The 23,943-nt window shown below is 72.5% G+C and carries 22 protein-coding genes; 9 read left to right on the forward strand and 13 right to left on the reverse strand.

Annotated features, from left to right (window positions below; genetic code table 11):
- Nucleotides 1–119 precede the first annotated feature (119 nt).
- Nucleotides 120–581, reverse strand: coding sequence for a MaoC family dehydratase (locus IE267_RS28710; protein WP_167154438.1), 462 nt, complete (start codon nucleotides 579–581; stop codon nucleotides 120–122).
- Between the two features lie 201 nt (nucleotides 582–782).
- On the opposite strand from IE267_RS28710, the gene soxR reads away from it, so the two are divergent.
- The gene (gene soxR, locus IE267_RS28715) at nucleotides 783–1,244 is read left to right on the forward strand and encodes a redox-sensitive transcriptional activator SoxR (protein ID WP_161253700.1); all 462 of its coding nucleotides are present in this window, start codon (nucleotides 783–785) and stop codon (nucleotides 1,242–1,244) included.
- A 95-nt stretch (nucleotides 1,245–1,339) separates the two neighbouring features.
- Here soxR and IE267_RS28720 read toward each other — a convergent pair whose 3' ends face one another.
- Complete coding sequence (locus IE267_RS28720) at nucleotides 1,340–2,047, reverse strand: 3-keto-5-aminohexanoate cleavage protein (RefSeq protein WP_189765348.1); 708 nt, start codon at nucleotides 2,045–2,047, stop codon at nucleotides 1,340–1,342.
- 173 nt (nucleotides 2,048–2,220) lie between these two features.
- Entirely contained in the window at nucleotides 2,221–2,832 is a 612-nt protein-coding gene (locus IE267_RS28725; protein ID WP_161244720.1) for a hypothetical protein, read from the reverse strand.
- A 540-nt stretch (nucleotides 2,833–3,372) separates the two neighbouring features.
- On the opposite strand from IE267_RS28725, the gene IE267_RS28730 reads away from it, so the two are divergent.
- The gene (locus IE267_RS28730; protein ID WP_189765224.1) at nucleotides 3,373–6,207 is read left to right on the forward strand and encodes a penicillin acylase family protein; all 2,835 of its coding nucleotides are present in this window, start codon (nucleotides 3,373–3,375) and stop codon (nucleotides 6,205–6,207) included.
- Nucleotides 6,208–6,225: 18 nt separating this feature from the next.
- On the opposite strand, the gene IE267_RS28735 is transcribed toward IE267_RS28730, so the two are convergent.
- A complete protein-coding gene (locus IE267_RS28735; RefSeq protein WP_189765225.1) occupies nucleotides 6,226–7,560 on the reverse strand; it encodes a lipase family protein in 1,335 nt (444 codons plus the stop codon).
- 106 nt (nucleotides 7,561–7,666) lie between these two features.
- Nucleotides 7,667–8,899, reverse strand: a complete 1,233-nt coding sequence (locus IE267_RS28740) for an exo-beta-N-acetylmuramidase NamZ family protein (protein WP_189765226.1) — start codon at nucleotides 8,897–8,899, stop codon at nucleotides 7,667–7,669.
- Between the two features lie 476 nt (nucleotides 8,900–9,375).
- Between IE267_RS28740 and IE267_RS28745 the strand changes: the two genes are divergently transcribed.
- The 3 genes from IE267_RS28745 (at nucleotide 9,376) to IE267_RS28755 (ending at nucleotide 12,482) form a co-directional block, all read left to right on the forward strand.
- Complete coding sequence (locus IE267_RS28745; protein ID WP_161244723.1) at nucleotides 9,376–10,149, forward strand: SDR family oxidoreductase; 774 nt, start codon at nucleotides 9,376–9,378, stop codon at nucleotides 10,147–10,149.
- Nucleotides 10,146–11,801 carry a class I adenylate-forming enzyme family protein gene (locus IE267_RS28750; protein WP_189765227.1) on the forward strand — a complete coding sequence of 552 codons (1,656 nt, stop codon included), beginning with the start codon at nucleotides 10,146–10,148 and terminating at the stop codon, nucleotides 11,799–11,801. Before IE267_RS28745 ends, IE267_RS28750 begins: the two co-directional genes overlap by 4 nt.
- An 84-nt stretch (nucleotides 11,802–11,885) precedes the next feature.
- Nucleotides 11,886–12,482: a TetR/AcrR family transcriptional regulator gene (locus IE267_RS28755; protein ID WP_100577030.1), complete on the forward strand. Its 597-nt coding sequence runs from the start codon at nucleotides 11,886–11,888 to the stop codon at nucleotides 12,480–12,482.
- An 18-nt stretch (nucleotides 12,483–12,500) separates the two neighbouring features.
- Here the strand turns inward: IE267_RS28755 and IE267_RS28760 are convergent, their stop codons facing one another.
- From IE267_RS28760 to IE267_RS28800, 8 genes are all read right to left on the reverse strand, one after another.
- Complete coding sequence (locus IE267_RS28760) at nucleotides 12,501–13,715, reverse strand: acyl-CoA dehydrogenase family protein (protein ID WP_189765228.1); 1,215 nt, start codon at nucleotides 13,713–13,715, stop codon at nucleotides 12,501–12,503.
- Nucleotides 13,716–13,724: 9 nt separating this feature from the next.
- The gene (locus IE267_RS28765; RefSeq protein ID WP_189765229.1) at nucleotides 13,725–14,747 is read right to left on the reverse strand and encodes a phosphotransferase family protein; all 1,023 of its coding nucleotides are present in this window, start codon (nucleotides 14,745–14,747) and stop codon (nucleotides 13,725–13,727) included.
- 225 nt (nucleotides 14,748–14,972) lie between these two features.
- On the reverse strand, nucleotides 14,973–15,293 hold the full coding sequence (locus IE267_RS28770) for a DUF202 domain-containing protein (protein ID WP_189765230.1): 321 nt from the start codon (nucleotides 15,291–15,293) through the stop codon (nucleotides 14,973–14,975).
- Nucleotides 15,293–15,685, reverse strand: a complete 393-nt coding sequence (locus tag IE267_RS28775; protein ID WP_100577397.1) for a YidH family protein — start codon at nucleotides 15,683–15,685, stop codon at nucleotides 15,293–15,295. The genes IE267_RS28770 and IE267_RS28775 overlap by 1 nt, the downstream gene beginning before the upstream one ends.
- Nucleotides 15,686–15,710: 25 nt before the next feature.
- Nucleotides 15,711–16,226 (reverse strand): NUDIX hydrolase, encoded by a 516-nt coding sequence (locus IE267_RS28780; RefSeq protein ID WP_189765231.1) that lies wholly within the window; start codon nucleotides 16,224–16,226, stop codon nucleotides 15,711–15,713.
- A 92-nt stretch (nucleotides 16,227–16,318) separates the two neighbouring features.
- The gene (locus tag IE267_RS28785) at nucleotides 16,319–17,083 is read right to left on the reverse strand and encodes a glucose 1-dehydrogenase (protein ID WP_161244729.1); all 765 of its coding nucleotides are present in this window, start codon (nucleotides 17,081–17,083) and stop codon (nucleotides 16,319–16,321) included.
- Nucleotides 17,080–17,892, reverse strand: a complete 813-nt coding sequence (locus IE267_RS39775; RefSeq protein ID WP_229861475.1) for a TetR/AcrR family transcriptional regulator — start codon at nucleotides 17,890–17,892, stop codon at nucleotides 17,080–17,082. The genes IE267_RS28785 and IE267_RS39775 overlap by 4 nt, the downstream gene beginning before the upstream one ends.
- 75 nt (nucleotides 17,893–17,967) lie before the next feature.
- Entirely contained in the window at nucleotides 17,968–18,864 is an 897-nt protein-coding gene (locus tag IE267_RS28800) for a DMT family transporter (RefSeq protein WP_189765232.1), read from the reverse strand.
- Between the two features lie 166 nt (nucleotides 18,865–19,030).
- Here IE267_RS28800 and IE267_RS28805 point away from each other — a divergent pair, with 166 nt between their 5' ends.
- The 4 genes from IE267_RS28805 (at nucleotide 19,031) to IE267_RS28820 (ending at nucleotide 23,929) form a co-directional block, all read left to right on the forward strand.
- Nucleotides 19,031–20,686, forward strand: coding sequence for an FAD-binding dehydrogenase (locus IE267_RS28805; protein ID WP_189765233.1), 1,656 nt, complete (start codon nucleotides 19,031–19,033; stop codon nucleotides 20,684–20,686).
- A gap of 243 nt (nucleotides 20,687–20,929) precedes the next feature.
- Entirely contained in the window at nucleotides 20,930–22,492 is a 1,563-nt protein-coding gene (locus IE267_RS28810) for an APC family permease (protein WP_189765235.1), read from the forward strand.
- Between the two features lie 83 nt (nucleotides 22,493–22,575).
- Nucleotides 22,576–23,307, forward strand: coding sequence for a molybdopterin-dependent oxidoreductase (locus IE267_RS28815; RefSeq protein ID WP_229861476.1), 732 nt, complete (start codon nucleotides 22,576–22,578; stop codon nucleotides 23,305–23,307).
- The gene (locus tag IE267_RS28820; RefSeq protein ID WP_189765237.1) at nucleotides 23,249–23,929 is read left to right on the forward strand and encodes a cytochrome b/b6 domain-containing protein; all 681 of its coding nucleotides are present in this window, start codon (nucleotides 23,249–23,251) and stop codon (nucleotides 23,927–23,929) included. The genes IE267_RS28815 and IE267_RS28820 overlap by 59 nt, the downstream gene beginning before the upstream one ends.
- Nucleotides 23,930–23,943 lie beyond the last annotated feature (14 nt).

Below are 23,943 nucleotides of genomic sequence, written 5' to 3' on the forward strand. Positions count from 1 at the left end.
GGGGCCGCCGCCCCGGGGCCGCCGCCCCGGGGCCGCCGCCCCGGGGCTCGGACTCGGCCCGCAAGCGGCGGAGTGCTCCGCGCGGGAGCGCCGGCCCGCGAGGACCGGCGGGGCGATGCTCAGAAGAAGTAGCGCGAGACCGACTCCGCCACGCACACCGGCTTGTCGCCGCCCTCGCGTTCGACGGTGACCTTCGCGGTGACCTGCACCCCGCCGCCCGCCTCGACGACCTCCGTCAGCTCCGCCGTCGCGCGCAGCCGCGAGCCGACCGGCACGGGGGAGGGGAAGCGGACCTTGTTGGTGCCGTAGTTGATGCCCATCCTCATGCCCTCGACGCGCAGCACCTGCGGCACCAGGGTCGGCAGCAGGGACAGGGTGAGGTAGCCGTGCGCGATCGTCGTCCCGAAGGGCCCGGAAGCGGCCCGCTCGGGGTCGACGTGAATCCACTGGTGGTCGCCCGTGGCGTCGGCGAACAGGTCGATGCGCTTCTGGTCGATCTCCAGCCAGTCGCTGTGCCCGAGCTGCTCGCCCACCCCGGCCTTCAGCTCCTCGGCGGACGTGAAGATCCTCGGCTCTGCCATGTCCCTGGTCCCTGCCTCTCGCGACGCTCTCGCGGTCCTGAACAAGCGTCTGCGCCGGCCCATGTACCAGCACATGTACAAGCGCTTGCTCAGCTAACTCAGCATGGTTGGGGCCGCCGGTCCTGTCAACGAGGTGCGGCAGTGCGGGCGGGGTGGCGGGCGGCGGCCGGCCGGGGGGCCGGGGCCAGTAGGGTTCCAGGGGTGCCGCAGATTCCAGAGAAGATCCACGAGCTCACGGTCGGGCAGGTGTCCGCGCGCAGCGGAGCCGCCGTGTCCGCCCTGCACTTCTACGAGTCCAAGGGCCTGATCGTCAGCCGCCGCACCTCCGGCAACCAGCGCCGCTACTGCCGCGACACCCTGCGCAGGGTCGCCTTCATCCGGGCCGCGCAGCGCGTCGGCATTCCGCTGGCCACGATTCGCGACGCCCTGGCCGAACTCCCCGAGGAGCGCACCCCGACCAAGGAGGACTGGGCCCGCCTCTCCGAGAACTGGCGTGCCGAACTCGACCGGCGCATCAGCCAGTTGGGGCGGCTGCGCGATCACCTCTCGGACTGCATCGGCTGCGGCTGCCTCTCCCTGGACAACTGCGTCCTGTCCAACCCGGACGACGTCTTCGGCAGCACCCTCACCGGCTCCCGGCTGCTCGCCGAGCGCAAGGGCTGAGCACAAGGGCCGAGCCGGGAGGGGCCGCGCGGGTCGGCCGGAGCCGCCCGCTGACGCGGGCCGGCACCGCACTCCGGCGCGGGCCGGCACCACGCTCACCCGCAGGCCAGCGCCGCCCTCACCAACTGCGCGTTGGACGTGGCCCGTTCGCCGTCCGGCAGTACCAGCACGTCTTCCAGGCCTATGCGCGTGTCGAGGCCGAGCGAGCGGGCCAGGCGCAGCACCGGCCAGGTGCAGGCGTCCTGGCCGTGCAGCAGCACGGGCCTGCCGTGTGCACCGCCCAGCTCGGCCAGCAGCGCGCGGGCCGTCGGACCGGCCTCCCCCGGCAGGGGGGCGATCACCTCGGCGAGGACGCGCAACACCCTTGGCCCATAAGGGGAGTCGAGGAAGCGGCGGGCCGCGTCGGTGCCGGACCAGATGCCCGCTTCGATGCCCACGCCCCGGTCGAGCAGGGTGGCCGCCACCTCGTCGGCGCCTTCCTCGTGCCAGTTGACCGAGGCGTAGTCGGGCAGCACCGCCCAGGACCGTACGCGCTCCACGCGGCGCATCGGATCGGGCTCCGCCCAGGCGCCCGTCGTCACCCCGACCGGTACGTCCACCGCCGCCCGTATCGCCTCGACGGCCGGGCCCACCACGCGCGGTGAGAGCGAGTCGCTGCCGCAAGGGGTCTTGGGATGCACATGGACCTCGGCCGCGCCCGCCGCCACCGCGGCCGCCGCGGACTCGGCGAGGGCGGCCGGGGACAGCGGCACCGCCGCACCGTCGCCCGCACCGCGTGCGCCGTTCAGACAGACCTGAATCATGTGGTCGACGCGGCCGGAGCCCGCCGACCACCGCCCGGGGATCACGGACGGCGTACGTGTTCCCGACCGCCCGGGGTTTCCTGGCAACGGGAGGCTTCCCGACAGCGCGGGGTCTCCTGGGAACGCGGGGTCTCCTGGCAACGCGGGGGAGAGTCGGCTCGCCCCCGCGCCGCTCACGCCACCGATGCCAGCTCTCCGCGCCGCGCCGCCTTGGCCCGCGTCAGCGCCTCGGTGGTCAGCACGGGGCGCGGGACCAGAATGCCGCAGCCCGAACAGACCGGCCCGAACCACGGCTCGTGGGACAGGTCCTGGCTCCACACCAGGCGGCTCCCCCCGCACACCGGGCACGCCGTGCCTGGCGTGGTCCGCAGCGCCGCGATCATGCGGCCGAGCACCTCGGCCAGCGGCTCGGCGGGGTGCGCACCCGGATCGTCGCACCACGCCACCCCGAAACCGCCCCAGGTGCGCCGGTGCCAGTCGTCGAAGGAGCCCGGGCGCCGCAGCCCCGCGTGCTTCTCGCGCTTCCTGCGCGCCGCGAACTCCACTTCATAGGCGAGCCAGACGGTCCTGGCCGCCTCCAGCTCCTCCAGCGCGGCCACCAGCCGCGCCGGATCGGGGGCCCGGTCCTCGGGCCCGATGCGGTGCCTGCCGCACAGATGGTCCCAGGTCGCCCGGTGCCCGTAGGGGGCGAACCGCTCCAGACACTTGCGCAGCGAATAGCGCCGCAACGCGAGGTCGTTCCTCGGGTCGCGCACCTGTCTCGCCAGACTGCGGAAACCAGCCATGGCCCTGCCACCTCCGTCGCTCGTACTTCGGCGTCGAGGAATGGACGTACCGGAAGGCGATCCGGCTCCATCGAAATTCCGATGAAGTCCATTACGGGGGATTCGCCTACCCTGTCCCAAGGGTTGGAATCCGATTCTCAGGAACTCCTCACAACGTGGCCCGTATGCACCGGGTACCCCGACGACCTGCGGCAACACGTGAAGTGCCTGGCCGCGGGCGTGCCGCGGAAGGCCTCGGGCCGACCGCGTACGAGGTCGACCGGTGTCTCCCGAATCACCTCAACCCATCAGATCCCTCAAGGCACTTGCGCATCATCCGCACAGGCCGCTCTCATCCGCCCCGCACGACCCAGCGCGGGCCGGAAGGAATACGCGCGCCGACGGAGGCCTGAAGAGCACAGCTTCCGGTGGTACGCCGTCGTGCTCGCGGAGCCGATCGGGCGGGCGTGTGGGGATTCGGAGAAGGTGACGCATGTTCACCTTACGGCGCGCCGTACCCCCCAGTAGCCTCCGGCGCATCGGCCCCCACTAGGAGCGCGCATGCGACGACGCACCGCAAGGCTCACCACACCAGGAACCTTCAGCAGACTTCGACACGCGACGGGAATCGGACGCGGCAGAGCCGCCGCCTGTGCCGCCACCGTCATCGCCCTGTCCGCCGCCCTGCTCGGCCCCGCCGTCCAGGCCGGCGCCGCCGAGCCCGCCGACGGCGACCACTGCCAGGGGCAGTGTTCCGACATCCTGCCGCCCGGCGCCAACGGCAACGCGACCCTCGTCGAGATCCTCGGCAACAAGCTGTTCGGGACCCACCCCGCACACAGCGACGACGAGCTCGGCAAGTACGACGCGCTGGTGGCGGGGCAGTCCTCGCTCACCGACGACAAGCTCAACACCTTCTTCAACGACGCCTCCTTCGGGGTGCCGAGCGGGCAGGCGCAGTCGACCAGCTCGCCCCGCCCGGACGTCACCATCACCCGGGACAAGGCGACGGGCGTGCCCCACATCAAGGGCACCACGCGCTACGGCACCGAGTACGGTGCCGGGTACGCGGCCGGCCAGGACCGGCTCTGGCTCATGGACCTGTTCCGGCACATCGGCCGCGGCGAGCTGACCTCCTTCGCGGGCGGCGCCCTCGCCAACCAGGGCCTGGAGCAGGAGTTCTGGCCGCAGGCCCCGTACACCGAGGCCGATCTCCAGGCGCAGGTCGACCGCATCCGCACCACCAACGGGCCCCGCGGCGAGCAGGCGATGGCCGACGCGCAGGCGTATGTGGACGGCATCAACGCCTATGCCAAGCAGTCCAAGGACGGCCGGTACTTCCCCGGCGAGTACGTCCTCACCGGCAAGATCGACTCCATCACCAACGTGGGGGAGATCCAGCCCTTCAAGCTCACCGACCTGATCGCGCTCGCCTCGGTGGTGGGCGGGCTCTTCGGCGGCGGAGGCGGCGGCGAGGTGCAGGCCGCGCTCTCGCTCCAGGCCGCGCAGGCCAAGTACGGCGTCGCCGACGGCACCAAGGTCTGGGAGTCCTTCCGCGAGCGCAACGACCCCGAGGCCGCGCTCACCGTGCACGACGGCACCAGCTTCCCGTACGCGGGCAAGCCCGCCAACGCCCAGGGCGCCGCGATGCCCGACCCGGGCTCCGTCGTGCCCGAAAAGCTCGTCTACGACCGCACCGGCTCGGCGAACACCCAGGCCAAGGCGGACGTCAAGGTTCCGCAGAAGCTGAAGCCGTTGAAGGGCATGTACGACAACGGTGTGCTGCCCGGCGTCGACCTGGGCAAGCCGCGCGGCATGTCCAACGCCCTCGTGGTGTCGGGCTCGCACACGGCGAGCGGCAACCCGGTGGCGGTGTTCGGCCCTCAAACCGGCTATTTCGCGCCACAGTTGCTGATGCTCCAGGAGATCCAGGGTCCCGGCATCAGCGCCCGGGGCGCCTCCTTCGCCGGGGTCGGCATGTACGTCCAGCTCGGCCGCGGCCAGGACTACGCCTGGTCGGCCACCTCCGCGGGCCAGGACATCACCGACACCTACGCCGTGGAGCTGTGCCAGGACGCCACCCACTACGTCTACCGCGGTGTGTGCACGCCGATGGAGAAGCTGGAGAAGACCAACAGCTGGAAGCCGACCGTCGCCGACACGACCGCGGCCGGTTCCTACCGGATGCAGGTGTGGCGCACCAACTACGGCATCGTCACGGCCCGCGCCACCGTGGGCGGCAAGCCCGTCGCCTACACCTCGCTGCGCTCCACCTACCGTCACGACGCCGATTCGATCATCGGCTTCCAGATGATGAACGACCCCACGTTCGTGAAGGACGCCAAGACCTTCCAGGAGGCGGCACAGTCCGTCGACTACACCTTCAACTGGTTCTACGCGGACTCGCGGACGGTCGCGTACTACAACAGCGGTCTCAACCCGGTCCGCGACCCGGACGTCGACCCGTCGCTGCCCGTCAAGGCCGAGCAGGCCTACGAATGGCAGGGCTTCGACCCCGCCGCCAACACGGCCGCGTACACCCCGCCCGCCCAGCACCCCCAGTCGGTCGGCCAGGACTACTACGTGTCCTGGAACAACAAGCAGGCCAAGGACTACTCCACGGCGGGCTTCGGCGACGGGTCCGTGCACCGGGTCGACCTCCTCGACGACCGGGTGAAGGCCCTGGTCGCCCAGGGCGGTGTGACCCGCTCCTCGCTCACCCGGGCCATGGCCCAGGCCGCCGTGACCGACCTGCGCGGCGAGGACGTGCTGCCCGAGCTCCTCAGGGTGCTGCGCAGCACACCGATCACCGACCCGCAACTGGCCTCCGCCGTACAGCAGTTGGAGGCCTGGCAGTCCGACGGCAGCCAGCGCCGCGAAACCTCGCAGGGCTCGCACACCTACACCCATCCCGACGCGGTGCGCCTGATGGACGCCTGGTGGCCACTGCTCGTCGAGGGCGAGTTCCGGCCCGGTCTCGGCGATCCGCTCTACAGCGCCCTCACCGCCAACCTCGGCATCGACGAAGCGCCCTCGGCCGGGCACGGCCCGACCGGCTCGCACGCCGGGTCCGCCTTCCAGTACGGCTGGTGGAGCTATGTCGACAAGGACCTGAGGGCGGTCCTCGGCGAGAACGTGCAGGGTCCGCTGGCCCGCGCCTACTGCGGCGGCGGCCAGCTCGCCGCCTGCCGGGACAGCCTGCTCGGCACGCTCAAGCAGGCGGCCGCCAAGACCCCGGCCCAGGTCTACCCCGGGGACGCCGGCTGCTCGGCGGGTGACCAGTGGTGCGCCGACAGCATCACGCAGCGCCCGCTCGGCGGCATCACCCAGTCCACCATCAACTGGCAGAACCGGCCCACCTACCAGCAGGTGGTCGAGTTCCCCAGCCACCGGTAGGCGACGAACGGCCGCGGGTCAGGGTCCGACGATCCGGCCCGCGGCCAGCACCACCCGGGCCAGTTCCGGATGGCAGATGTCGCTGTGTGCGCCGGAGGGCGGGCCGCCGGCCTTCACCACCGCGGCCGCGTCCACGCTGACGCAGCCCGAGTCCGGCACCCCGTCGCGCAGCGCCTCGGCGAGCGTGAGCGTGGTGCAGGGGCTGACCGCCTGGATGCCGTCGTGGCCGATGGCCCACCAGCGCCGGTCGAGACCGGGCAGCGCGCTCGCACAGTCCCCGGACAGTGCCGAGGCCAGCGGGTAGATGACGCCGAGCGCGGTGTCGAAGTGCGAGTAGCAGGACACGACCGGGCCGTCGACCCGGCCCTGTGCGTCGCTCAGCGCGCCCGCCCCCGAGAGGCCGTCCGGCAGCCGTTCGGCGAAGGCGTAGTGCGAGAAGGCGCCTTCGAGCAGCGTCACCGACTTCACGTTGTGCGCCCCGCCCGGCAGCCCCTTCAGCGCGAAGGCGACAAGGCGCGCGCCCTGGCTGTGTCCGACCAGGTGGATGCGCAAGTCGGGCCGTGCGGCGGCGAGTTGGCCGATGAGCGGGCCGAGCCCGCGCTGTCCCACGGTGCCGGCCCGGTGCTTCATCTCGTAGTACGTCGTCTGGCGGAGCACCTCCTTGGCGCCGTCCCACAGGTGCTTGAGGGAGCCTCCGATCGAGAACGAGGGCCCCGGCGGCCCCGGTTGCACGGCCATGCCGGTGTCGGCGAGGGCGGCCGTGAACCGTTGGCACAGGCCCAGGATGCCGTCGGTCAGGAGCGCGGGCGAGGCGCCGGGCCCGTCCTCCAGCGCCAGGTCGCCGAGCGTCCCCGGCCCGCTCGCGGGGGCCGTCACCAGTTGCCTCGTCAGTCGCGCGAAATCGGTGAACGCGGCTTCTTCGTCCGGGCGTTGGTCCAGGTACGCGGTGATCCGGTCGATCGCGGTGTCCTGCCCGGGGAAGAACCCCTTGAGCGCCGTGACGGTCGCGGCGTCGAGCCCGGGGTCGGGTGCGGGTGCGGGTGTGGTGGGGGCGGTGGTCGCCGTGGCGTGCGGGAAGTTCGGGATGGTCTCGTCCGTGAAGCGGATCGACGGCCAGATCACGCCGCCGTAGCCGAGCCGCACCCCTTCCGGCCCCGTGAGCAGCGCCGGGAACGCCGCGAAGAAGGCCCGGAAGAGGCCCCTGGCCGTGTCGGGGGTGTTGTTCCAGCCGTGCGCGAGCAGCACCAGATCGGTGGCTTCCACCCCGGCCAGGGCCGCGCGTTCGGCGGGATCGGCGTCTCCGTCCGCGTCGAAGGTGATCTCCCGGTACGGCGCGACTCCGATGTCCGTCATGACCCGACCTCCGGTCCGCTCGACGATGAGCGTCCCCATCGTCCTGCGGCAGCGCGGACCTGGCCATATGCGGGACGGGGTCGAATGGCGGGGATTGCGGCGCGGCTCAGTCGTACATCAGATGCCTGCGGCGTACGGTGCGGAACGCTTCGAGCCCCGGCTGCCAGGCGGCGACGATCTCGTCCGCGGTGGCACCGGCGTCGATCATCGTCCGCACCAGGGCCGAGCCCGTGAGCTTGTCGATCCAGTGGTCGGACCGCCAGGCGAAGCCGCTCCACACCTGCTTCGCGGTCACCAGGAGCGCGATGCCGGTGCGTACGGGGTCGAACAACTCCCTATCGTGGACGTGGAGTTGGACCCCACCGACCGTCTTTCCCGCGAACTTGGAGAAGGTCGGAGCGAAGTACGCCTCGCGGAACCGGACTCCGGGCAGGGCGAGCCGGTTGACGGCCGCGGCCCATCGGCCGTCCATCCCTTCGGCGCCGAGCAGTTCGAAGGGGCGTGTCGTGCCGCGCCCCTCCGACAGGTTGGTGCCCTCGAAGAGACAGGTCCCGGCGTAGACCAGGGCGGTGTCCGGGGTGGGCATGTTGGGGCTCGGTGGCACCCAGGGCAGGGCGGTGCGGTCGTAGAAGTCCGTGCGCCGCCAGCCGGTCATGCCGACGGTCGTCAGACGGACCCTCCCGCCGAGGAACTCGGCGTTGAAGAGCCGGGCGAGTTCGGCCGCGGTCATCCCGTGCGCCTGGGCGATGGGCTGCCGCCCGACGAAGGTGGCGAACGCCGGGTCGAGGACCGGGCCGTACGCGGCCCGGCCGGTCACCGGGTTGGGCCGGTCCAGGACGACGAACCTCTTGCCGGCGAGGGCGGCGGCCTCCATGCAGTCGTAGAGCGTCCAGATGTAGGTGTAGAAGCGGGCGCCGACGTCCTGGATGTCGAAGACGACGGTGTCGACGCCGGAGGCGGTGAAGACGTCGGCGAGGGCTTGGCCGCTCTTGGTGTACGTGTCGTACACGGGCAGCCCCGTGGCGGGGTCGTTGTAGCGGCCCTCCGAGCCGCCGGCCTGGGCGGTGCCGCGGAAGCCGTGCTCGGGGCCGAAGACGGCGGTGAGCTTGACGCGGGGGTCGGCGTGCAGGACGTCCACGATGTGCCGGACGTCCTGGGTCACGCCGGTGGGGTTGGTGACGACGCCGACGCTCTGGCCGGACAGGGTGGCGCAGCCCTCGGCCGCGAGGCGGTCGAAGCCGGTGCGGATGCCCGTGGCTCGGGCGGGGCGTGCCCTTCCCGTGCCGGGGGCTCCTGCTGCGAGGGCGCTCGCGAGCACGCCCCGTCTGGACAGATCCATCCCGTACCTCCTCGGCTCGCCCCGCCCGAACGCTAGCGGTGGGGGCGGGGTTTCGGAATGTCCCATGCCGCGGGCCTCCGGGGGAGTGGAGCGGGGAGGGGGCGGCGGTTTGGCTGGCGCGGGCCCCCTGGGGCTCCGCCCCAGTCCCCGTTCGCGCCTTGAGGGCGCTCGTCCTCAAACGCCGGACGGGCTGAAATGCCCGATGCCGGCCGGCACCGAGGGATTCCGGGTCACCGACAGGGGCGCGGGGAACTGTGCGAGAAGGGAGCACGGTCCGCAGTCGAAAAGGGGGTTGGGGGTCAGGGGCGCGGGGAACTGCGCGAACGGCCACCCACCGTGCGAGGGCGTCGGCGTGCCGGCGAAGCGCGCCGTGCGGGGCGGGGGCCGTGGCCCACGAGGGTGGCGGCGGGGGTTCCGCCGGGCATACCGACTGGTTAGTCTGTCGAGGCATTCGGCACGCAGAGAGGCGGGTCCAGATGAGCACGGGACAGCCGGGGCACAGCCCCGCGGTCGTCGTCACCGGCGCGGGCGGCGGCATCGGAGCCGCCCTCGCCCGCAGATTCGCGGCGGAGGGCGCCCGCGTCGTGGTCAACGACCTCGACGCGGACAAGGCCCGCCGCACCGCCGAGGAGATCGGCGCGATCGCCGTACCGGGCGACGCGTCCACCGTCGTCCCCGCCGCCCGCGACGCGCTCGGCGGCGCCATCGACGTCTACTGCGCCAACGCGGGCCTGGGATCGGGGGGTTCGGAGGCGGCCCCGGAGGACGTCTGGGCCGCGGCCTGGGACGTCAACGTCATGGCCCACGTCCGCGCGGCCAAGGAGCTGCTGCCCGACTGGCTGGAGCGCGGCGAGGGCCGCTTCGTCTCCACCGTCTCCGCCGCCGGGCTGCTCACCATGATCGGCGCGGCCCCGTACAGCGTCACCAAGCACGGCGCGCTCGCCTTCGCCGAGTGGCTGTCGCTGACCTACCGCCACCGGGGCCTGAAGGTGCATGCCATCTGCCCACAGGGGGTCCGCACCGACATGCTGGCCGCCACCGGAACGGCCGGCGACCTCGTGCTCAGGCCCACGGCGATCGAGCCGGACCAGGTCGCCGACGCGCTCTTCGCCGCGATGGCCGAGGACCGCTTCCTGGTGCTGCCGCACCCCGAGGTCGCGGACTACTACACGGCCCGGGCCGCCACCCCCGACCGCTGGCTGACCAGCATGAACCACCTTCAGCAGAAGTGGGAGGCCGACGCCGAATGACCTCGATCTACGCGGCCAAGCCCTGGCTCGCCCAGCTCAGCGAGGCCCAGCGGGCGGACATAACCCCGCCCGAGACGGTGCTGCACTCCTTCCGTGCCGCCGTCGCCCGCGCCCCCGAACACACCGCTCTCGTGTACTTCGACGGCCGTCTCAGCTACGCGGAGACCGACGCGCTGTCCGACTCCGTGGCCGGCCACCTCGCCGCCCGTGGCCTGGCCGGCGGCGACCGCGTCGCGCTGATGCTCCAGAACACCCCGCACTTCGTGATCGCCCTGCTGGGCGCGTGGAAGGCCGGCGCCACCGTCGTGCCGCTGAACCCGATGTACAAGTCGGGCGAGGTCGCCCACGTCCTGCACGACGCCGAGGTCGCCGCCCTGGTGTGCTCGGATCGCGCCTGGGAGGGGTACCTGCGCGACACCGCCGCCGACTCGACGGTCCGCATCGCGCTCACCGCCTGCGAGTCCGACCTCCAGAGCCTCGACGACGAAAGGGTCTTCGGCGGGTACGAGCGGCTCCCCGCGCCGGCCGACACCGACGATCTCGTCACCGTCGCACGGCAGGGCCTGAAAGCGCCATCGGACCGGGAACTGTCCGCCACCGACACGGCGTTGATCAGTTACACCTCCGGCACCAGCGGGACCCCCAAGGGCGCGATGAACACCCATCGCGGCATCACCTACAACGCGGAGCGGCAGCGCACCGGGCACCCCATAGCGGAGGGCTCGGGCTACTTCGCGCTCGCGCCGCTCTTCCACATCACCGGCATGGTCTGCGAACTCGCCGCCTGCGTCGCCAACGCGGGCACCCTGATCCTGGCCCACCGCTTCCACCCGGGCGTCGTCCTCGACGCGTTCGCCGAACACCGCCCCGCCTACACGGTCGGCCCCTCCACGGCCTTCATGGCGCTCGCGGCCACCCCCGGCGTCACCCGGGAGCACTTCGCCTCCTTCGAGGTCATCTCGTCGGGCGGCGCCCCCCTGCCGCCCGCGCTCGTCGAGAAGTTCCGGGCGGGCTTCGGACCGTACATCCGCAACGGCTACGGCCTGACCGAGTGCACCGCGCCCTGTGCCTCGGTGCCGCCCGAGAAGGAGGCGCCCGTCGACCCGGTGTCCGGCACGCTCTCCGTCGGGGTGCCCGGGCCCGAGACCGTGGTACGGATCGTCGACCTCGAAGGCAACGACGTGCCGTTCGGCGAGCAGGGCGAGATCATGGTGCGCGGCCCCCAGGTGGTGCCCGGCTACTGGCGCCGCCCCGAGGCCACCGCCGAGGCGTTCCCCGACGGAGAGCTGCGCACCGGCGACATCGGGTTCATGGACCGCGACGGCTGGCTCTACGTGGTCGACCGGATGAAGGACATGATCAACGCGTCCGGCTTCAAGGTCTGGCCGCGCGAGGTGGAGGACGTCCTCTACACCCACCCCGCCGTACGCGAGGCGGCCGTCGTGGGCATCCCCGACGCCTACCGCGGCGAGAGCGTCAAGGCGTACGTCAGCCTGCGCCCGGGCGCCGAGGCCGACCCGGCCGAGCTCGCCGCGTACTGCAAGGAGCGGCTCGCGGCCTACAAGTACCCGCGCGAGGTGGAGGTCCTGGCGGAGCTTCCCAAGACCACGAGTGGGAAGATCCTCAGGCGGGAGCTGCGCACACAGGCGTAGCGCCCGGGCGACGACGCAGCAGGACCGGAACAGGGCGAGGGGCCGCGGCCCCTCGCGCACGTGAACAAGAGAAAGGCGGCGGCGATGGCCAAGGCGACGGACACGAGCGGCACCACCCCCGTCCCCCAGCGGCTGCTCGCCGCCGCCACCCGCCTGTTCGCGGAGAACGGCTACGACCGCACCTCCGTGCAGGAGATCGTCGAGGCGGCCGGCGTCACCAAGGGCGCGCTCTACCACTACTTCGGCTCCAAGGAGGACCTCCTCCAAGAGGTGTACGCCCGGGTGCTGCGCCTCCAGCAGGAGCGGCTCGACGCGTTCGCCGGTGCGGACGCGCCCATCGAGCAGCGGCTGCGCGAGGCGGCCGCCGACGTGGTGGTGACCACCATCGACAACCTCGACGACGCCGCGATCTTCTTCCGCTCGATGCACCAGCTGAGCCCGGAGAAGAACAAGCAGGTGCGCGCCGAGCGCCGCCGCTACCACGAGCGGTTCCGGGCGCTCATCGAAGAGGGCCAGGCCGCCGGGGTGTTCTCCACCGCGACCCCGGCCGACCTGGTGGTGGACTACCACTTCGGCTCGGTCCACCACCTGTCCACCTGGTACCGGCCGGACGGGCCGCTCACCCAGCAGCAGGTCGCCGATCACCTCGCCGACCTGCTGCTCCGCGCGCTGCGGCCCTGAGCGCGAACTGCCGCGCCGCTAGAGGTACTTCTTCAGTTCGCGGCGGGCCAGCGAGCGCTGGTGCACCTCGTCGGGGCCGTCCGCGAGCCGCAACGTCCTTGCCGCGGCCCACAGTTCGGCCAGCGGGAAGTCCTGGCTGACGCCGCCCGCGCCGTGCAGCTGCACCGCGTCGTCGATGATGCCGACCACCGTGCGCGGGGTGGCGATCTTGATGGCCTGGATCTCGGTGTGCGCCCCGCGGTTGCCCACGGTGTCCATCAGCCAGGCCGTCTTCAGGACGAGCAGCCGCAGCTGCTCGACCGCGACCCGGGCGTCCGCGATCCACTCCTGCACCACGCCCTGCTGAGCGATCGGCTTGCCGAACGCCGTACGGGACACGGCCCTTCGGCACATCAGCTCGATCGCCCGCTCGGCCATCCCGATCAGACGCATGCAGTGATGGATCCGGCCCGGCCCCAGACGCGCCTGGGCGATGGCGAAACCGCCGCTCTCCTCGCCGACCAGGTTGCTCGCGGGCACCCGGGCCCCGTGGAAGACGACCTCGGCGTGGCCGCCGTGGGAGTGGTCCTCGTACCCGTACACCTGCATGGCGCGGCGGATCTCGACGCCCGGGGTGTCGCGCGGGACCAGGACCATCGACTGCTGGCGGCGCACATCGGCGTTGGCGGGATCGGTCTTGCCCATCACGATGAAGATCTTGCAGTCCGGGTTCATCGCCCCGGAGATGTACCACTTGCGCCCGGTGATGACGTACTCGTCGCCCTCCCGCTCGATCCGCGTCTCGATGTTGGTCGCGTCCGAGGAGGCGACCTCCGGCTCGGTCATCGCGAACGCCGACCGGATCTCCCCGGCCAGCAGCGGCTCCAGCCACCGCTTCTTCTGCTCGTCCGAGCCGAACTGTGCGAGCACCTCCATGTTCCCGGTGTCCGGGGCCGCGCAGTTCAGGGCGGTGGGCGCCAAGTGCGGGGAACGGCCGGTGATTTCGGCCAGCGGCGCGTACTGGAGGTTGGTGAGGCCCGCGCCGTACTCCGCGTCGGGCAGGAACAGGTTCCACAGGCCCCGGCGGCGCGCCTCGGCCTTGAGGTCCTCCACCACCTGCGGGGTGTCCCAGGGCGAGGCGAGCAGGGCGCGCTGCTCGTGGTCGGTGACCTCGGCGGGGTGGACGTAACCGTCCATGAAGGCGAGGAGTTTGGTCCGCAGTTCTTCGGTGCGGGCGTCGAATGCGAAGTCCATGACGGGCGTTCAGCCTTCCTGAAGGGTCGTGAGGCCGTGCTCGATGAAGACCGGGACCAGCTCGCCGATGCGGTCGAACCCGGCGCCCACGGTCTGGCCGAGGGTGTAGCGGTAGTGGATGCCTTCGAGGATCACGGCGAGCTTGAACCAGGCGAACGCCGTGTACCAGGAGATGGCGGAGGTGTCGCGCCCCGAGCCGGCCGCATAGCGCTCGATCAGCTCCGCGGGGGAGGGGTGACCGGCGGCGCCCGCCGTGGTGGAGACCGGAGAGTCCGCCACCTCCAGCTTCGCGCTGTACATCACGAGGAGCCCGAGGTCGGTCAGCGGGTCGCCGAGCGTCGACATCTCCCAGTCGAGGACCGCCTTGATCCGGTCGTCGTCGCCGATCAGGACGTTGTCCAGGCGGTAGTCGCCGTGCACGACGGTGGGCTCCGGAGAGACGGGGAGCGCACGCCCGAGGGCCGCATGCAGTTCGTCGATGCCGGCCAGGTCCCGGTTGCGGGAGGCGTCGAGCTGCTTGCCCCAGCGGCGCAGCTGCCGGTCGAGGAAGCCGCCGGGCCGTCCGAAGTCGCCGAGCCCGACCGCCTCGGGGTCGACGGCGTGCAGCTCGACGAGCGTGTCGACCAGCGCGAGCACGGCCGCCCTGGTCCGCTCGGCGCCGAGCGGGGCGAGCTGTTCGGCGGTGCGGTACGGCGTTCCCGCCACGTACTCCATGACGTAGAACGGCGAGCCGAGCACCGACTCGTCCTCGCAGAGCAGCACCGGCTCGGGCACCGGGACGGCCGTGGGGTGCAGGGCGCTGATGACCCGGTGCTCGCGCTTCATGTCGTGCGCGGTGGCCAGTACGTGGCCGAGCGGCGGCCGTCGCACGACCCACTGCCCGGTCCCGTCCGTGACCACGTACGTCAGGTTCGACCGGCCCCCCTCGATCAGCCGGGCCTTGAGCGGTCCGGCCACGAGCCCGGGCCGCACGCGGTCGAGGTGGGCCCGCAGCTGCTCCGGGTCGAGGCCTGGCGGGGGGACTGTGCTCATCTGCGGCACCTCCGGAACGAGTCGGGCGTCCTGTCCGGAGACACGCTACCGACCAGTCGGTATGCCGTCCAGGGCGGACCCTGCATTCCGGCGCGCCGGACGGCCGCGCTGTTCGCGCGAACCGGGTCGGGAAGGCCGGGTTCAGAAGCCGGGGCTCAGGAGACCGGGTTCGGAAGGCCGGGTTCGGAGGGCCGGGTCCGGAAGGCCGGGTCCGGAAGGCCGGGTTCAGAAGAGTGAGGCGACGGCGAAACAGGCCAGGGCCACCGTGCAGGCCGCCGCCGCGAGGGCGGCTCGCACCCCGAGCACCCGGGGCGGCGCGCCGCCGCTCAAGGTCTGGATGCGCCGGTGCGCCACGGCCAGGAAGCCGAGCCACGCGAGCCCGCTGAGCGTCACCGCGACCGGCGCGAGCGGTGAACTCCCTTGGTGCAGGGCCTGTTTGGCGGCGAGCACCGCCGCGACCGTGCAGGACAGGGTGGTGCGCCGCCAGGCGAGCCGGGTGCGCTCCGGCTGCAGCCCGGGGTCGCGGGCGGGCAGCGGCGAGGGCATCAGCCGGCCCAGCCGAAGACGACGACCACCACCATCACCACGGCGACCACCGCCACGGCGAGGCTCAGCAGGGTGGGGAAGCGCGAGACCGGCAGGTCCTCGCCGCGCCGCATGGCCCGCTCGCAGCGCACCCAGTGGTTCACCGCCCGCAGCGCGCACAGCACCCCGGCGGCGAGCAGCGCGAGGGCGAGTGCGACCCGGACGCCCCAGCGCAGGTCCGGCAGGAACTGGTCGACCGCGAAACCGCCCCCGACCAGCGCGAGCGACGTCCTGATCCAGGCCAGGAAGGTCCGCTCGTTGGCGAGCGAGAACCGGTAGTCGGGGGTCTCGCCCTCCTCGCCGATGCGCTGGGGCGCGAACCACAGCCGCAGGGTCTGCACGATCGTGATCACGCGCCGCACCCTACCCGGCGGCCCCTCAGGACGGGCCGAGCCCCGTGGCGCGCAGCCGCTGCCAGGCCGCGAGCCCGTCCGGCACCCACTCCCAGGTGCCGATGCGTGCCTCCAACTCGGCGAGCGGCAGGAAGTCGTGCCATGCGACCTCCTCCGCCTGGGGGTTCACCGGCAGCTCGCAGCGCACCTCGTACACCGACGACCACCAGCTCTGCTCGCCGTTCTCGTAGAGGAACTTGAACAGCGGTTCCGGTCGCGGCAGTCCGGACACGCCGAGCTCCTCCTCGGCCTCGCGCAGCGCGGCGCTGTCGTACGACTCGCCCGCGCCGACCACCCCGCCGACGAACATGTCGTACAGGGAGGGGAAGACGAGCTTGTCCGGGGTGCGGCGGTGCACGAAGATCCGGCCCGCCGCGTCGCGGGTCAGGACGAACACGCAGCGGTGGCGCAGATGGCGGGCGTAGGCGTCGGCGCGCCGGGCCTGCCCGGTCACGTGGTCGTGCTCGTCGACGATGTCCAGGATTTCGTCAGCCGGATTCATGGGCCCATGAAATCACCGGCTGCCCGGCGCCCCGGCGCCCCGGCGCCCCGGCGGTGCGGGTGCGGGTCACCGGCCCGGGCGGCAAGCCCGCCTCACTGGCCCATCACGTACTTCACGGTCGGCCCCGTGGTCCAGCCGCCGTCCACGGCCAGCTCCGCGCCGGTCACGTAGGAGGCCGCGTCCGAGAGCAGGAAGACGACCGCGCCCGCTATCTCGTCGGGCTCGCCGACCCGGCCCATCGGGGTGTTGGGGTAGTTGCCCTCACCCTTCTCGATGCCGACCGCGGCGGTCATCGGGGTGTACGTCATGCCCGGGTGGACCGAGTTGACGCGGATGCGGGCGGTGCCCAGCTCGACCGCGCCGATCTTCGTCAGACCGCGTACGCCCCACTTGGAGGCGCCGTACCCGGCCGTCAGGGCCAGGCCCATCAGGCCGGCGGCCGAGGAGATGTTGACGATCGAGCCGCCGCCGCCCTCCTTCATCGCCGGGACGACCGCCTTCATGCCGATGAAGACGCCGGTGAGGTTGATGTCGAGGACCTTGCGGAAGTAGTCGACGGACTCGGCCTCCAGGAGGCTGCCCGCTGCTATGCCCGCATTGTTGACCAGGCCGTGAAGCGCGCCGAATTCGGCGACCGCGAACTCGGCGGCCCGCGCCCAGTCCCGCTCGGAGGTGACGTCGTGGTGCAGGAAGCGGGCGCTCGCGCCCAGGGCCTCGGCGGTGGCCCGGCCCTCCTCGTCCAGGACGTCGGTGATCACGACCCGGGCGCCGGCCGCCACCGCCTGGCGCGCCGCCTCGGCGCCGAGGCCGCGCGCGCCGCCCGTGATGATCACTGTCTTGCCGGTCAGGTCGTTCATCTCGTGTCCTTCGGGGTGGTGGGTACGGGTGGAGCTGCCGTGAGCAGGGCGTTCGTGGTCGCCACCAGGTCGGCGCGGAACAGCTCCTCGCCGGTCAGCGGCTCGGTGCCGGCCAGGTACTGGCGGGCCCGGTCGGCCATCGCGGCGCCGACGAGCGTGAGCGCGAGATCGATCCGCTCCAGGCGGACCGGCTCGGGCAGCGACTCGGCGAGGCAGTCCTCGATCCGGCCGATGAGGTGCCAGTAGGCGGTCCCGGCCAGGGTCGGGTGCGGGGTCCGGGTGCGGACGCCGCTCTCGTGGCTGAGCTGGGCCGAGATCCGCAGGCAGCGCCGCCCGCGCCCGGTGCGCAGCTCGCTCGCCTCTGCGTCGACGAGCGCCGCGAGCAGGAGGGGCAGGTCACGAGGACCCGGCGGCCCGGCCCGATACAGCGGGCCGGGCGGATCGTGCGGGCCGGGCGGATCGTGGGGGCCGTGCGGATCGTGGGGGCCGTGCGGGTCTTCGGGGTCGTGCGGGTCTTCGGGGTCGTGCGGGTCTTCGGGGTCGTGCGGATCGTGCGGACCCTGAGCCTGGACGCGCTCCGCGAGGAGCGCTTCGAGCGCCCCCTCGGTACGCCGCTGGCGCCCGGTCATCACCGCGTCGAGCAGCCCGGCGCGCGAGCCGAAGTGGTACTGCACGGCCGACGGATTGCTCTGCCCGGCCAGCTTGACGATGTCGCGCAGCTGGGCGCCGTCGACGCCCTGGGCCGCGAAGACCTCCTCGGCCGCGCGGATCAGCTTCTCCCGGGTCTCGGGTCCCGATGTGCGTGCCATGCCCCCATGCTAATGCTGGGCATTATTAAAAAGCCAGTGCCTCACGATCCGCCGAACGCGGTACCGCACCGCGCCTCAGTGCGGCTGGAGATCCCGGCTCTCCTCCTTGGACGCCGTGCCCGACGGCATGGCCGGGTGCAGCCCGAGCAGCACGATGCCCGCCACGATCGCGGCGAGACCGGCCGCCTCCCAGGCCAGCGCGCCCGCGTCGGTCCGCAGCTGGTCGCCGAGGAACCCGACCCCGCAGGCGATCCCGGCCAGCGGTTGGGCGGCCGTCAGGGCGGGCAGCGACATCCGCAGCGGGGCCGTCTCGAAGGCGCTCTGCACCAGGACGAGCCCGGTCACCCCGAGCGCGATGACCCCGTACGGCTGCCAGCTCGACATCAGCTCCGGCCAGCCGCCCGCCGAGAGGTGCTGGCCGCTGATCCGGGTCAGGGCGTCCTGGAGGCCGTAGAGCAGACCGGCCGCGATGGCCAGCATGACCGGGGCGGCCACGCTGAGCCGATCGTGTTTGGCGAGACCGGCCAGGAGCAGCGCGATGCCGACGACCACGCCCACGATGAGCCAGTGCCGCAGCGCCCCGGCCTCCGAGACGCTGCCGTGCGGCTGGCCCGCGACGATGAACGCGGTGACCCCGCCGGCGAGCAGCGCGAGCCCCGCCCAGCCCTGGCGGCCCAGCGGCTGGCGCGTCCAGAGCCGGGACAGCCACATGGCGAAGAACAGGTTGGTGGCGACCAGCGGCTCGACCAGCGAGACCTCGCCCCAGCCCAGCGCCAGCGCGCTCAGCACCATGCCCGCCACCATCAGGCCTATCCCGGCCAGCCAGCGCGGCATGCGCACCAGGTCGAGCAGCAGCCGGGGCGACAGGAAGTCGCCGATCGGGGCGTGTTGCGCCGCGTTCTGCTGCAGCACGAAGCCCGAGCCCAGACAGCACGCTGCGCTCACGGCGAGGACGAGGACCAGAACCGACACGACGTACACCTCAAGTACGGCCGGGGGGCGCCGACTTGGCCGACCCTAGCGCCACCGGGGCCGGGCCGCCTCCCGGGTGGGCGGACCGTGACGGTTGACGCGCGGTGGTGGCCCGCCCAAGATCTGACGCACGGGTAACTTGGCGGACGAGCGGAGTGAGCGGCCCATGGCGTACGACGCCGATGTGATCGTGATCGGGGCGGGGCTCGCGGGCCTGGTGGCCACGGCGGAGCTGGTGGACGCCGGCAAGAAGGTGATCCTGCTCGACCAGGAGCCCGAGCAGTCGCTCGGCGGCCAGGCCCACTGGTCGTTCGGCGGGCTCTTCTTGGTGGACTCGCCCGAGCAGCGCCGCATGCGGGTCAAGGACAGCCGGGACCTCGCCCTCCAGGACTGGTACGGAACGGCCGGCTTCGACCGGGCCGAGGACCACTGGCCGCGCAAGTGGGCCGAGGCCTACGTCGACTTCGCGGCCGGCGAGAAGCGGGCGTGGCTGCACGCCCGGGGAGTCCGGTTCTTCCCCGTGGTGGGCTGGGCCGAGCGGGGCGGTTACGACGCCAACGGGCATGGCAACTCCGTTCCCCGCTTCCACATCACCTGGGGCACCGGACCCGGCATCGTGGCCCCGTTCGAGCGGAAGGTGCGGGAGGCCGCCGCCCGGGGGCTCGTCCGGTTCAGGTTCCGGCACCGCGTGACGGGCCTCGGGAGCAGTGCCGGGGCCGTCGACACCGTGACGGGCGAGATCCTGGAGCCGTCCGGCGCCGAGCGCGGGACGGCGTCGACCCGGACCGTCACCGGATCCTTCGAGCTTACGGCGCAGGCGGTCGTCGTGACCAGCGGCGGCATCGGCGGCAACCACGACCTCGTACGGGCCCAGTGGCCCGAGCGGCTCGGCACCCCGCCCGACCATCTGCTCTCCGGTGTCCCCGCCCACGTCGACGGCCTCATGCTCGGCATCACCGAGCGGGCCGGGGCCCACCACATCAACCGCGACCGCATGTGGCACTACACCGAGGGCATCCAGAACTGGAACCCCATCTGGGCCAAGCACGGCATCCGCATCCTGCCCGGCCCCTCATCGCTCTGGCTGGACGCGCGCGGCAACCGCCTGCCGGTACCGCTCTTCCCCGGCTTCGACACCCTCGGCACCCTCGACCACATCATGAAGACCGGGTACGGCTACACGTGGTTCGTGCTCGACCAGAAGATCATCGGCAAGGAGTTCGCGCTGTCGGGCTCCGAGCAGAATCCCGATCTGACCGGCAAGTCCGTACGCGGTGTCCTCGGGCGGGCCCGGGCCGACGTGCCGGGCCCGGTGAAGGCGTTCATGGACCACGGCGCCGACTTCGTCGTCGAGAAGGACCTGGCCTCGCTGGTGCGCGGCATGAACGCGCTCACCGACGAACCCCTCATCGACGAGGCCGCGCTGCGCCGCGAGATCGTGGCCCGCGACCGCGAGATCGTCAACCCGTTCACCAAGGACCTTCAGGTCACCGCGATCCGGGGTGCGCGCAACTACCTCGGCGACAAGCTCATCCGCACCGCGCCCCCGCATCGCATCCTCGACCCGAAGGCCGGCCCGCTCATCGCGGTCAAGCTGCACATCCTGACCCGCAAGTCGCTCGGCGGACTGGAGACCGACCTGTCCTCGCGCGTGCTCACCGCGGGCGGCGAGCCCCTGCCGGGTGTGTACGCGGCGGGCGAGGCGGCCGGGTTCGGCGGCGGTGGAGTACACGGCTACCGCTCCCTTGAGGGCACCTTCCTCGGCGGCTGCATCTTCTCGGGCCGGGCTGCCGGACGCGCCGCCGCGAAGGCGGTGTCCTAGGCGTCCTCGGTCCGGCCGGGCGGGCGCCCGTGGTCCGGCCGGACCACAAGGCCCCGGCGGGAGGACCGTGTTCGCTGCCCGCGGCGGGGACCGAAAGGCCTTGACGTGCGGCGGCGGCCGGGGATTTGCTGTCGGTGACCATCGCGCACGCGTTCAACGCGCATTCACGCTCTGGCGAACTCTCCGTGCGGGCGATGCCGTAAGTGTGGTCTCACCGGAAACCACCGAAAGGGCCGACCCCGCATGCCGAGCCGGACCAGCGAACCCGAGACCAGCACGTACGAGGAACCGGAACGGGCACTGCGCACCGGCCGTCTCGGCACCCCGGGGCTGCTGCTCTCGGTCCTCGCGGCGAGCGCGCCCCTGATGGCCGTGGCCGGGACGATGCCCACCGCCTTCGACGCGACGGGCGTCGTCGGACAGCCGCTGCTCTTCCTGGTCCTCGGCGTCGTGCTCGGCCTGTTCGCCGTCGGGTACGCCGAGATGAGCCGCCATGTGCGCAACGCGGGCGCGCTCTACGCGTACATAGCCCGCGGCCTCGGCCCGACCGCGGGTGCCTGCGCCGCCCATGGGGCGCTCGCCGCCTACAGCGCGCTGCAGGTCGGCGTCTACGGCGTGTTCGGCTTCGAGGTGTCGTCCCTGCTCGACACCTACCGCGGCGTCACCATCGACTGGTGGGTGCCCGCGCTGCTCGCGGTCGCCCTGGTCGGCGGTCTCGGCCGGCTGAGGATCGGCCTCAACGCCAGGGTGCTCGGCGTGCTCCTGCTCATCGAGGTCGCCTTCGTCGTCGTCTTCGACCTCGCCGCCCTCGCGAAGCCGGCCACCGGCCGCCTCTCGCCGCACGCCTTCAACCCGCACGCCCTGGAGCACGGCAGCGCCGGCATCGCCCTGTGTTTCTGCGTCGCCGCGTTCATCGGCTTCGAACAGGCCCCGGCGTACGCCGAGGAGACCAGCCGTCCGCGGGTCGTCGTGCGGCGCGTGCTGTTCCTCGCCGTCGGCCTCGTGTCCGCCTTCCTCGCGCTCAGCTCCTGGGCGCTCACGCTCGCGGCGGGCCCGCAGGACATCGTGGACTCGGCCCAGAAGCAGGGCTCCGGGCTGCTGTTCGCGCTCGCCGGGAAGAACCTCGGCACCACCTTCGGCGACGTCCTGCACGTCGTGTTCGTGACCGGCGCGTTCGCCGCACTGCTCAGCCTGCACAACGTGGTCGCCCGGTACGTCTTCGCCATGGGCCGCGACGGCCTGCTGCCTGCCGGGTTCGGCCGGACCAGCCCCACCAGCGGGGCCCCGGCGGCCGGTTCGCTGTTCCAGACCGTGGTGTCGGTGGCCGTGGTGGCGGCCTTCGCGCTCACCGACCGCTGGCCGGCCGGCGACCCGACCGCCCCCGTCACGCACCTGTTCACCTGGACGGGCAGCGTCGGCGTGCTCGGGGTGGTCCTCCTGATGGCCGCCGCGTCCCTCGCCGTGATCGTCTTCTTCGTCCGCCGGGGAGAGGCCCGTGCCCAGCTGTGGCGGCTGCTCGCCGCGGGCGCCGCGGGCATCGCGCTGCTCGGCATCGCCGGGTACAGCGTCCGGCAGCTCCCCGTGCTGACCGGGGCGGGCCCGGACGACGCGCTCACCTGGGCGCTGCCCGGGATCGTCGTCCTCGCCCTGCTCGTGGGCCTCGGGTACGGGCTGGTGCTGCGGGCGCGCAGACCCGGGGCACACGCCGGGATCGGCCTGGGCGAGGAGGCCTGCCCGGTGCCCGGGGCGCTGCCGGGGCCGCGTGGACCCGGGGCACGGGAGTCCGGCCGCGGCACCCGCCTGTGAGCCGGCTGGGGAAATCCTGACGGAACGGTGACGTACGGCCGTGGCCCCTGGCAGGACCGGCCGCCGGGTGTTCGAATCGTCGGGTGACACCAGAACCAACGCCGTCGCCCGCGCGGGGCACACCCGTGGGGCGCCGGCTCGTGCTCGGCATGCTCGGACTCGGCGTGGCCGGGGTCGCCACGGCGCGCTATGTGCAGGGCGGCCTCGAATCGTTCCTCGGCGCGGCCGCCGACAAGGACCCCACCGGGCTCACCGGTCTGCTGCCCAACGGCGGCGGCTTCCGCTACTACTCGGTCACGTCGTCGGTGCCCGACCGGAGCGCCGCCGACTACCGGCTCACCGTCGACGGCCTGGTCACCAGGCCCGCCACCTACACCCTGGACGCGCTGCGCGCGCTGCCGCAGACCCGGCTGGTGCGTGACGTGCAGTGCGTGACCGGCTGGCGGGTGCCCGGCACCCCGTTCGCCGGGGTCCAGCTGTCCCGCCTCCTGGACGCGGCGGGGGTGCGGCCGGGGGCCGGCGCCGTCCGCTTCACCAGCTTCGACGGCGCCTACAGCGAGAGCCTCACCCTCGAACAGGCGCGCCGCGACGACGTGTTGATCGCGCTGAGCATGCAGGACAAGCCGGTCAGCCACGCGCACGGCGGGCCGGTCCGCCTGTACGTGGCGCCCATGTACTTCTACAAGTCGGCGAAATGGCTGTCCGGGATCACCGTGACACAAAAGGTCGAGCGGGGATTCTGGGAGGAGCGGGGCTATGACATCGACGCCTGGGTCGGCCGGTCCAACGGACGCGAGGACCACCCCACCTCCTGAACTCCCGCGCTCGGTACGGCGGTTCACGCCGGGGGAGCGGTGGGTGCACCGGACCACGGCCTGGCTGATGGGCGCCTGTGTGGTCACCGCGGCGGTCCTCTACGTCCCGCAGTTCGCCGAGGCGGTGGGTCGGCGCGAACTGGTGGTGCGGGTGCACGAGATCTGCGGGGCGCTGCTCCCGGTGCCGGTCCTGCTCGGCCTGGCCTCGCGCGCGTTCCGCGCCGACCTGGGCCGCCTCAACCGCTTCCACCCGTACGACCGCACCTGGCTGCGCACGGCCCTGCGCCGGGAGCGCGAGCCGCGGCCTTCGGGCAAGTTCAACGCCGGGCAGAAGGTGTACGCGGGCTGGATCGCCGGGGCCGCCCTGGTGATGCTGGGGACCGGGCTGCTGATGTGGTTCACGCACCTGGCGCCCATCGAGGTGCGGATCGGGTCCACGTTCGTGCACGACTGGCTGTCGCTGGCGGTCGGCATCGTGGTCGCCGGGCACGTGTGGATGGCGATCGGCGACCCGGTGGCACGCCGTGGCATGCGCACCGGGTCGGTCGACCGGCCGTGGGCCGAGCGCGAACACCCTTTGTGGGAGCCGGAGTTGGACGACGCCCCACGCGGCGACGAGTGACAGGAGCGCGACTC

This window comes from Streptomyces xanthochromogenes, assembly GCF_014650455.1.
GTDB classification, from domain to species: domain Bacteria; phylum Actinomycetota; class Actinomycetes; order Streptomycetales; family Streptomycetaceae; genus Streptomyces; species Streptomyces xanthochromogenes.

What these genes read in the sequence shown, in the direction of transcription:
- IE267_RS28710 (WP_167154438.1), bottom strand. Translation starts at nt 581, where the DNA reads ATGGCAGAGCCGAGGATCTTCACGTCCGCCGAGGAGCTGAAGGCCGGG.
- IE267_RS28720 (WP_189765348.1), bottom strand. Translation starts at nt 2,047, where the DNA reads ATGATTCAGGTCTGTCTGAACGGCGCACGCGGTGCGGGCGACGGTGCG.
- IE267_RS28725 (WP_161244720.1), bottom strand. Translation starts at nt 2,832, where the DNA reads ATGGCTGGTTTCCGCAGTCTGGCGAGACAGGTGCGCGACCCGAGGAAC.
- IE267_RS28730 (WP_189765224.1), top strand. Translation starts at nt 3,373, where the DNA reads ATGCGACGACGCACCGCAAGGCTCACCACACCAGGAACCTTCAGCAGA.
- IE267_RS28735 (WP_189765225.1), bottom strand. Translation starts at nt 7,560, where the DNA reads ATGACGGACATCGGAGTCGCGCCGTACCGGGAGATCACCTTCGACGCG.
- IE267_RS28740 (WP_189765226.1), bottom strand. Translation starts at nt 8,899, where the DNA reads ATGGATCTGTCCAGACGGGGCGTGCTCGCGAGCGCCCTCGCAGCAGGA.
- IE267_RS28745 (WP_161244723.1), top strand. Translation starts at nt 9,376, where the DNA reads ATGAGCACGGGACAGCCGGGGCACAGCCCCGCGGTCGTCGTCACCGGC.
- IE267_RS28750 (WP_189765227.1), top strand. Translation starts at nt 10,146, where the DNA reads ATGACCTCGATCTACGCGGCCAAGCCCTGGCTCGCCCAGCTCAGCGAG.
- IE267_RS28755 (WP_100577030.1), top strand. Translation starts at nt 11,886, where the DNA reads ATGGCCAAGGCGACGGACACGAGCGGCACCACCCCCGTCCCCCAGCGG.
- IE267_RS28760 (WP_189765228.1), bottom strand. Translation starts at nt 13,715, where the DNA reads ATGGACTTCGCATTCGACGCCCGCACCGAAGAACTGCGGACCAAACTC.
- IE267_RS28765 (WP_189765229.1), bottom strand. Translation starts at nt 14,747, where the DNA reads ATGAGCACAGTCCCCCCGCCAGGCCTCGACCCGGAGCAGCTGCGGGCC.
- IE267_RS28770 (WP_189765230.1), bottom strand. Translation starts at nt 15,293, where the DNA reads ATGCCCTCGCCGCTGCCCGCCCGCGACCCCGGGCTGCAGCCGGAGCGC.
- IE267_RS28780 (WP_189765231.1), bottom strand. Translation starts at nt 16,226, where the DNA reads ATGAATCCGGCTGACGAAATCCTGGACATCGTCGACGAGCACGACCAC.
- IE267_RS28785 (WP_161244729.1), bottom strand. Translation starts at nt 17,083, where the DNA reads ATGAACGACCTGACCGGCAAGACAGTGATCATCACGGGCGGCGCGCGC.
- IE267_RS39775 (WP_229861475.1), bottom strand. Translation starts at nt 17,892, where the DNA reads ATGGCACGCACATCGGGACCCGAGACCCGGGAGAAGCTGATCCGCGCG.
- IE267_RS28805 (WP_189765233.1), top strand. Translation starts at nt 19,031, where the DNA reads ATGGCGTACGACGCCGATGTGATCGTGATCGGGGCGGGGCTCGCGGGC.
- IE267_RS28810 (WP_189765235.1), top strand. Translation starts at nt 20,930, where the DNA reads ATGCCGAGCCGGACCAGCGAACCCGAGACCAGCACGTACGAGGAACCG.
- IE267_RS28820 (WP_189765237.1), top strand. Translation starts at nt 23,249, where the DNA reads ATGACATCGACGCCTGGGTCGGCCGGTCCAACGGACGCGAGGACCACC.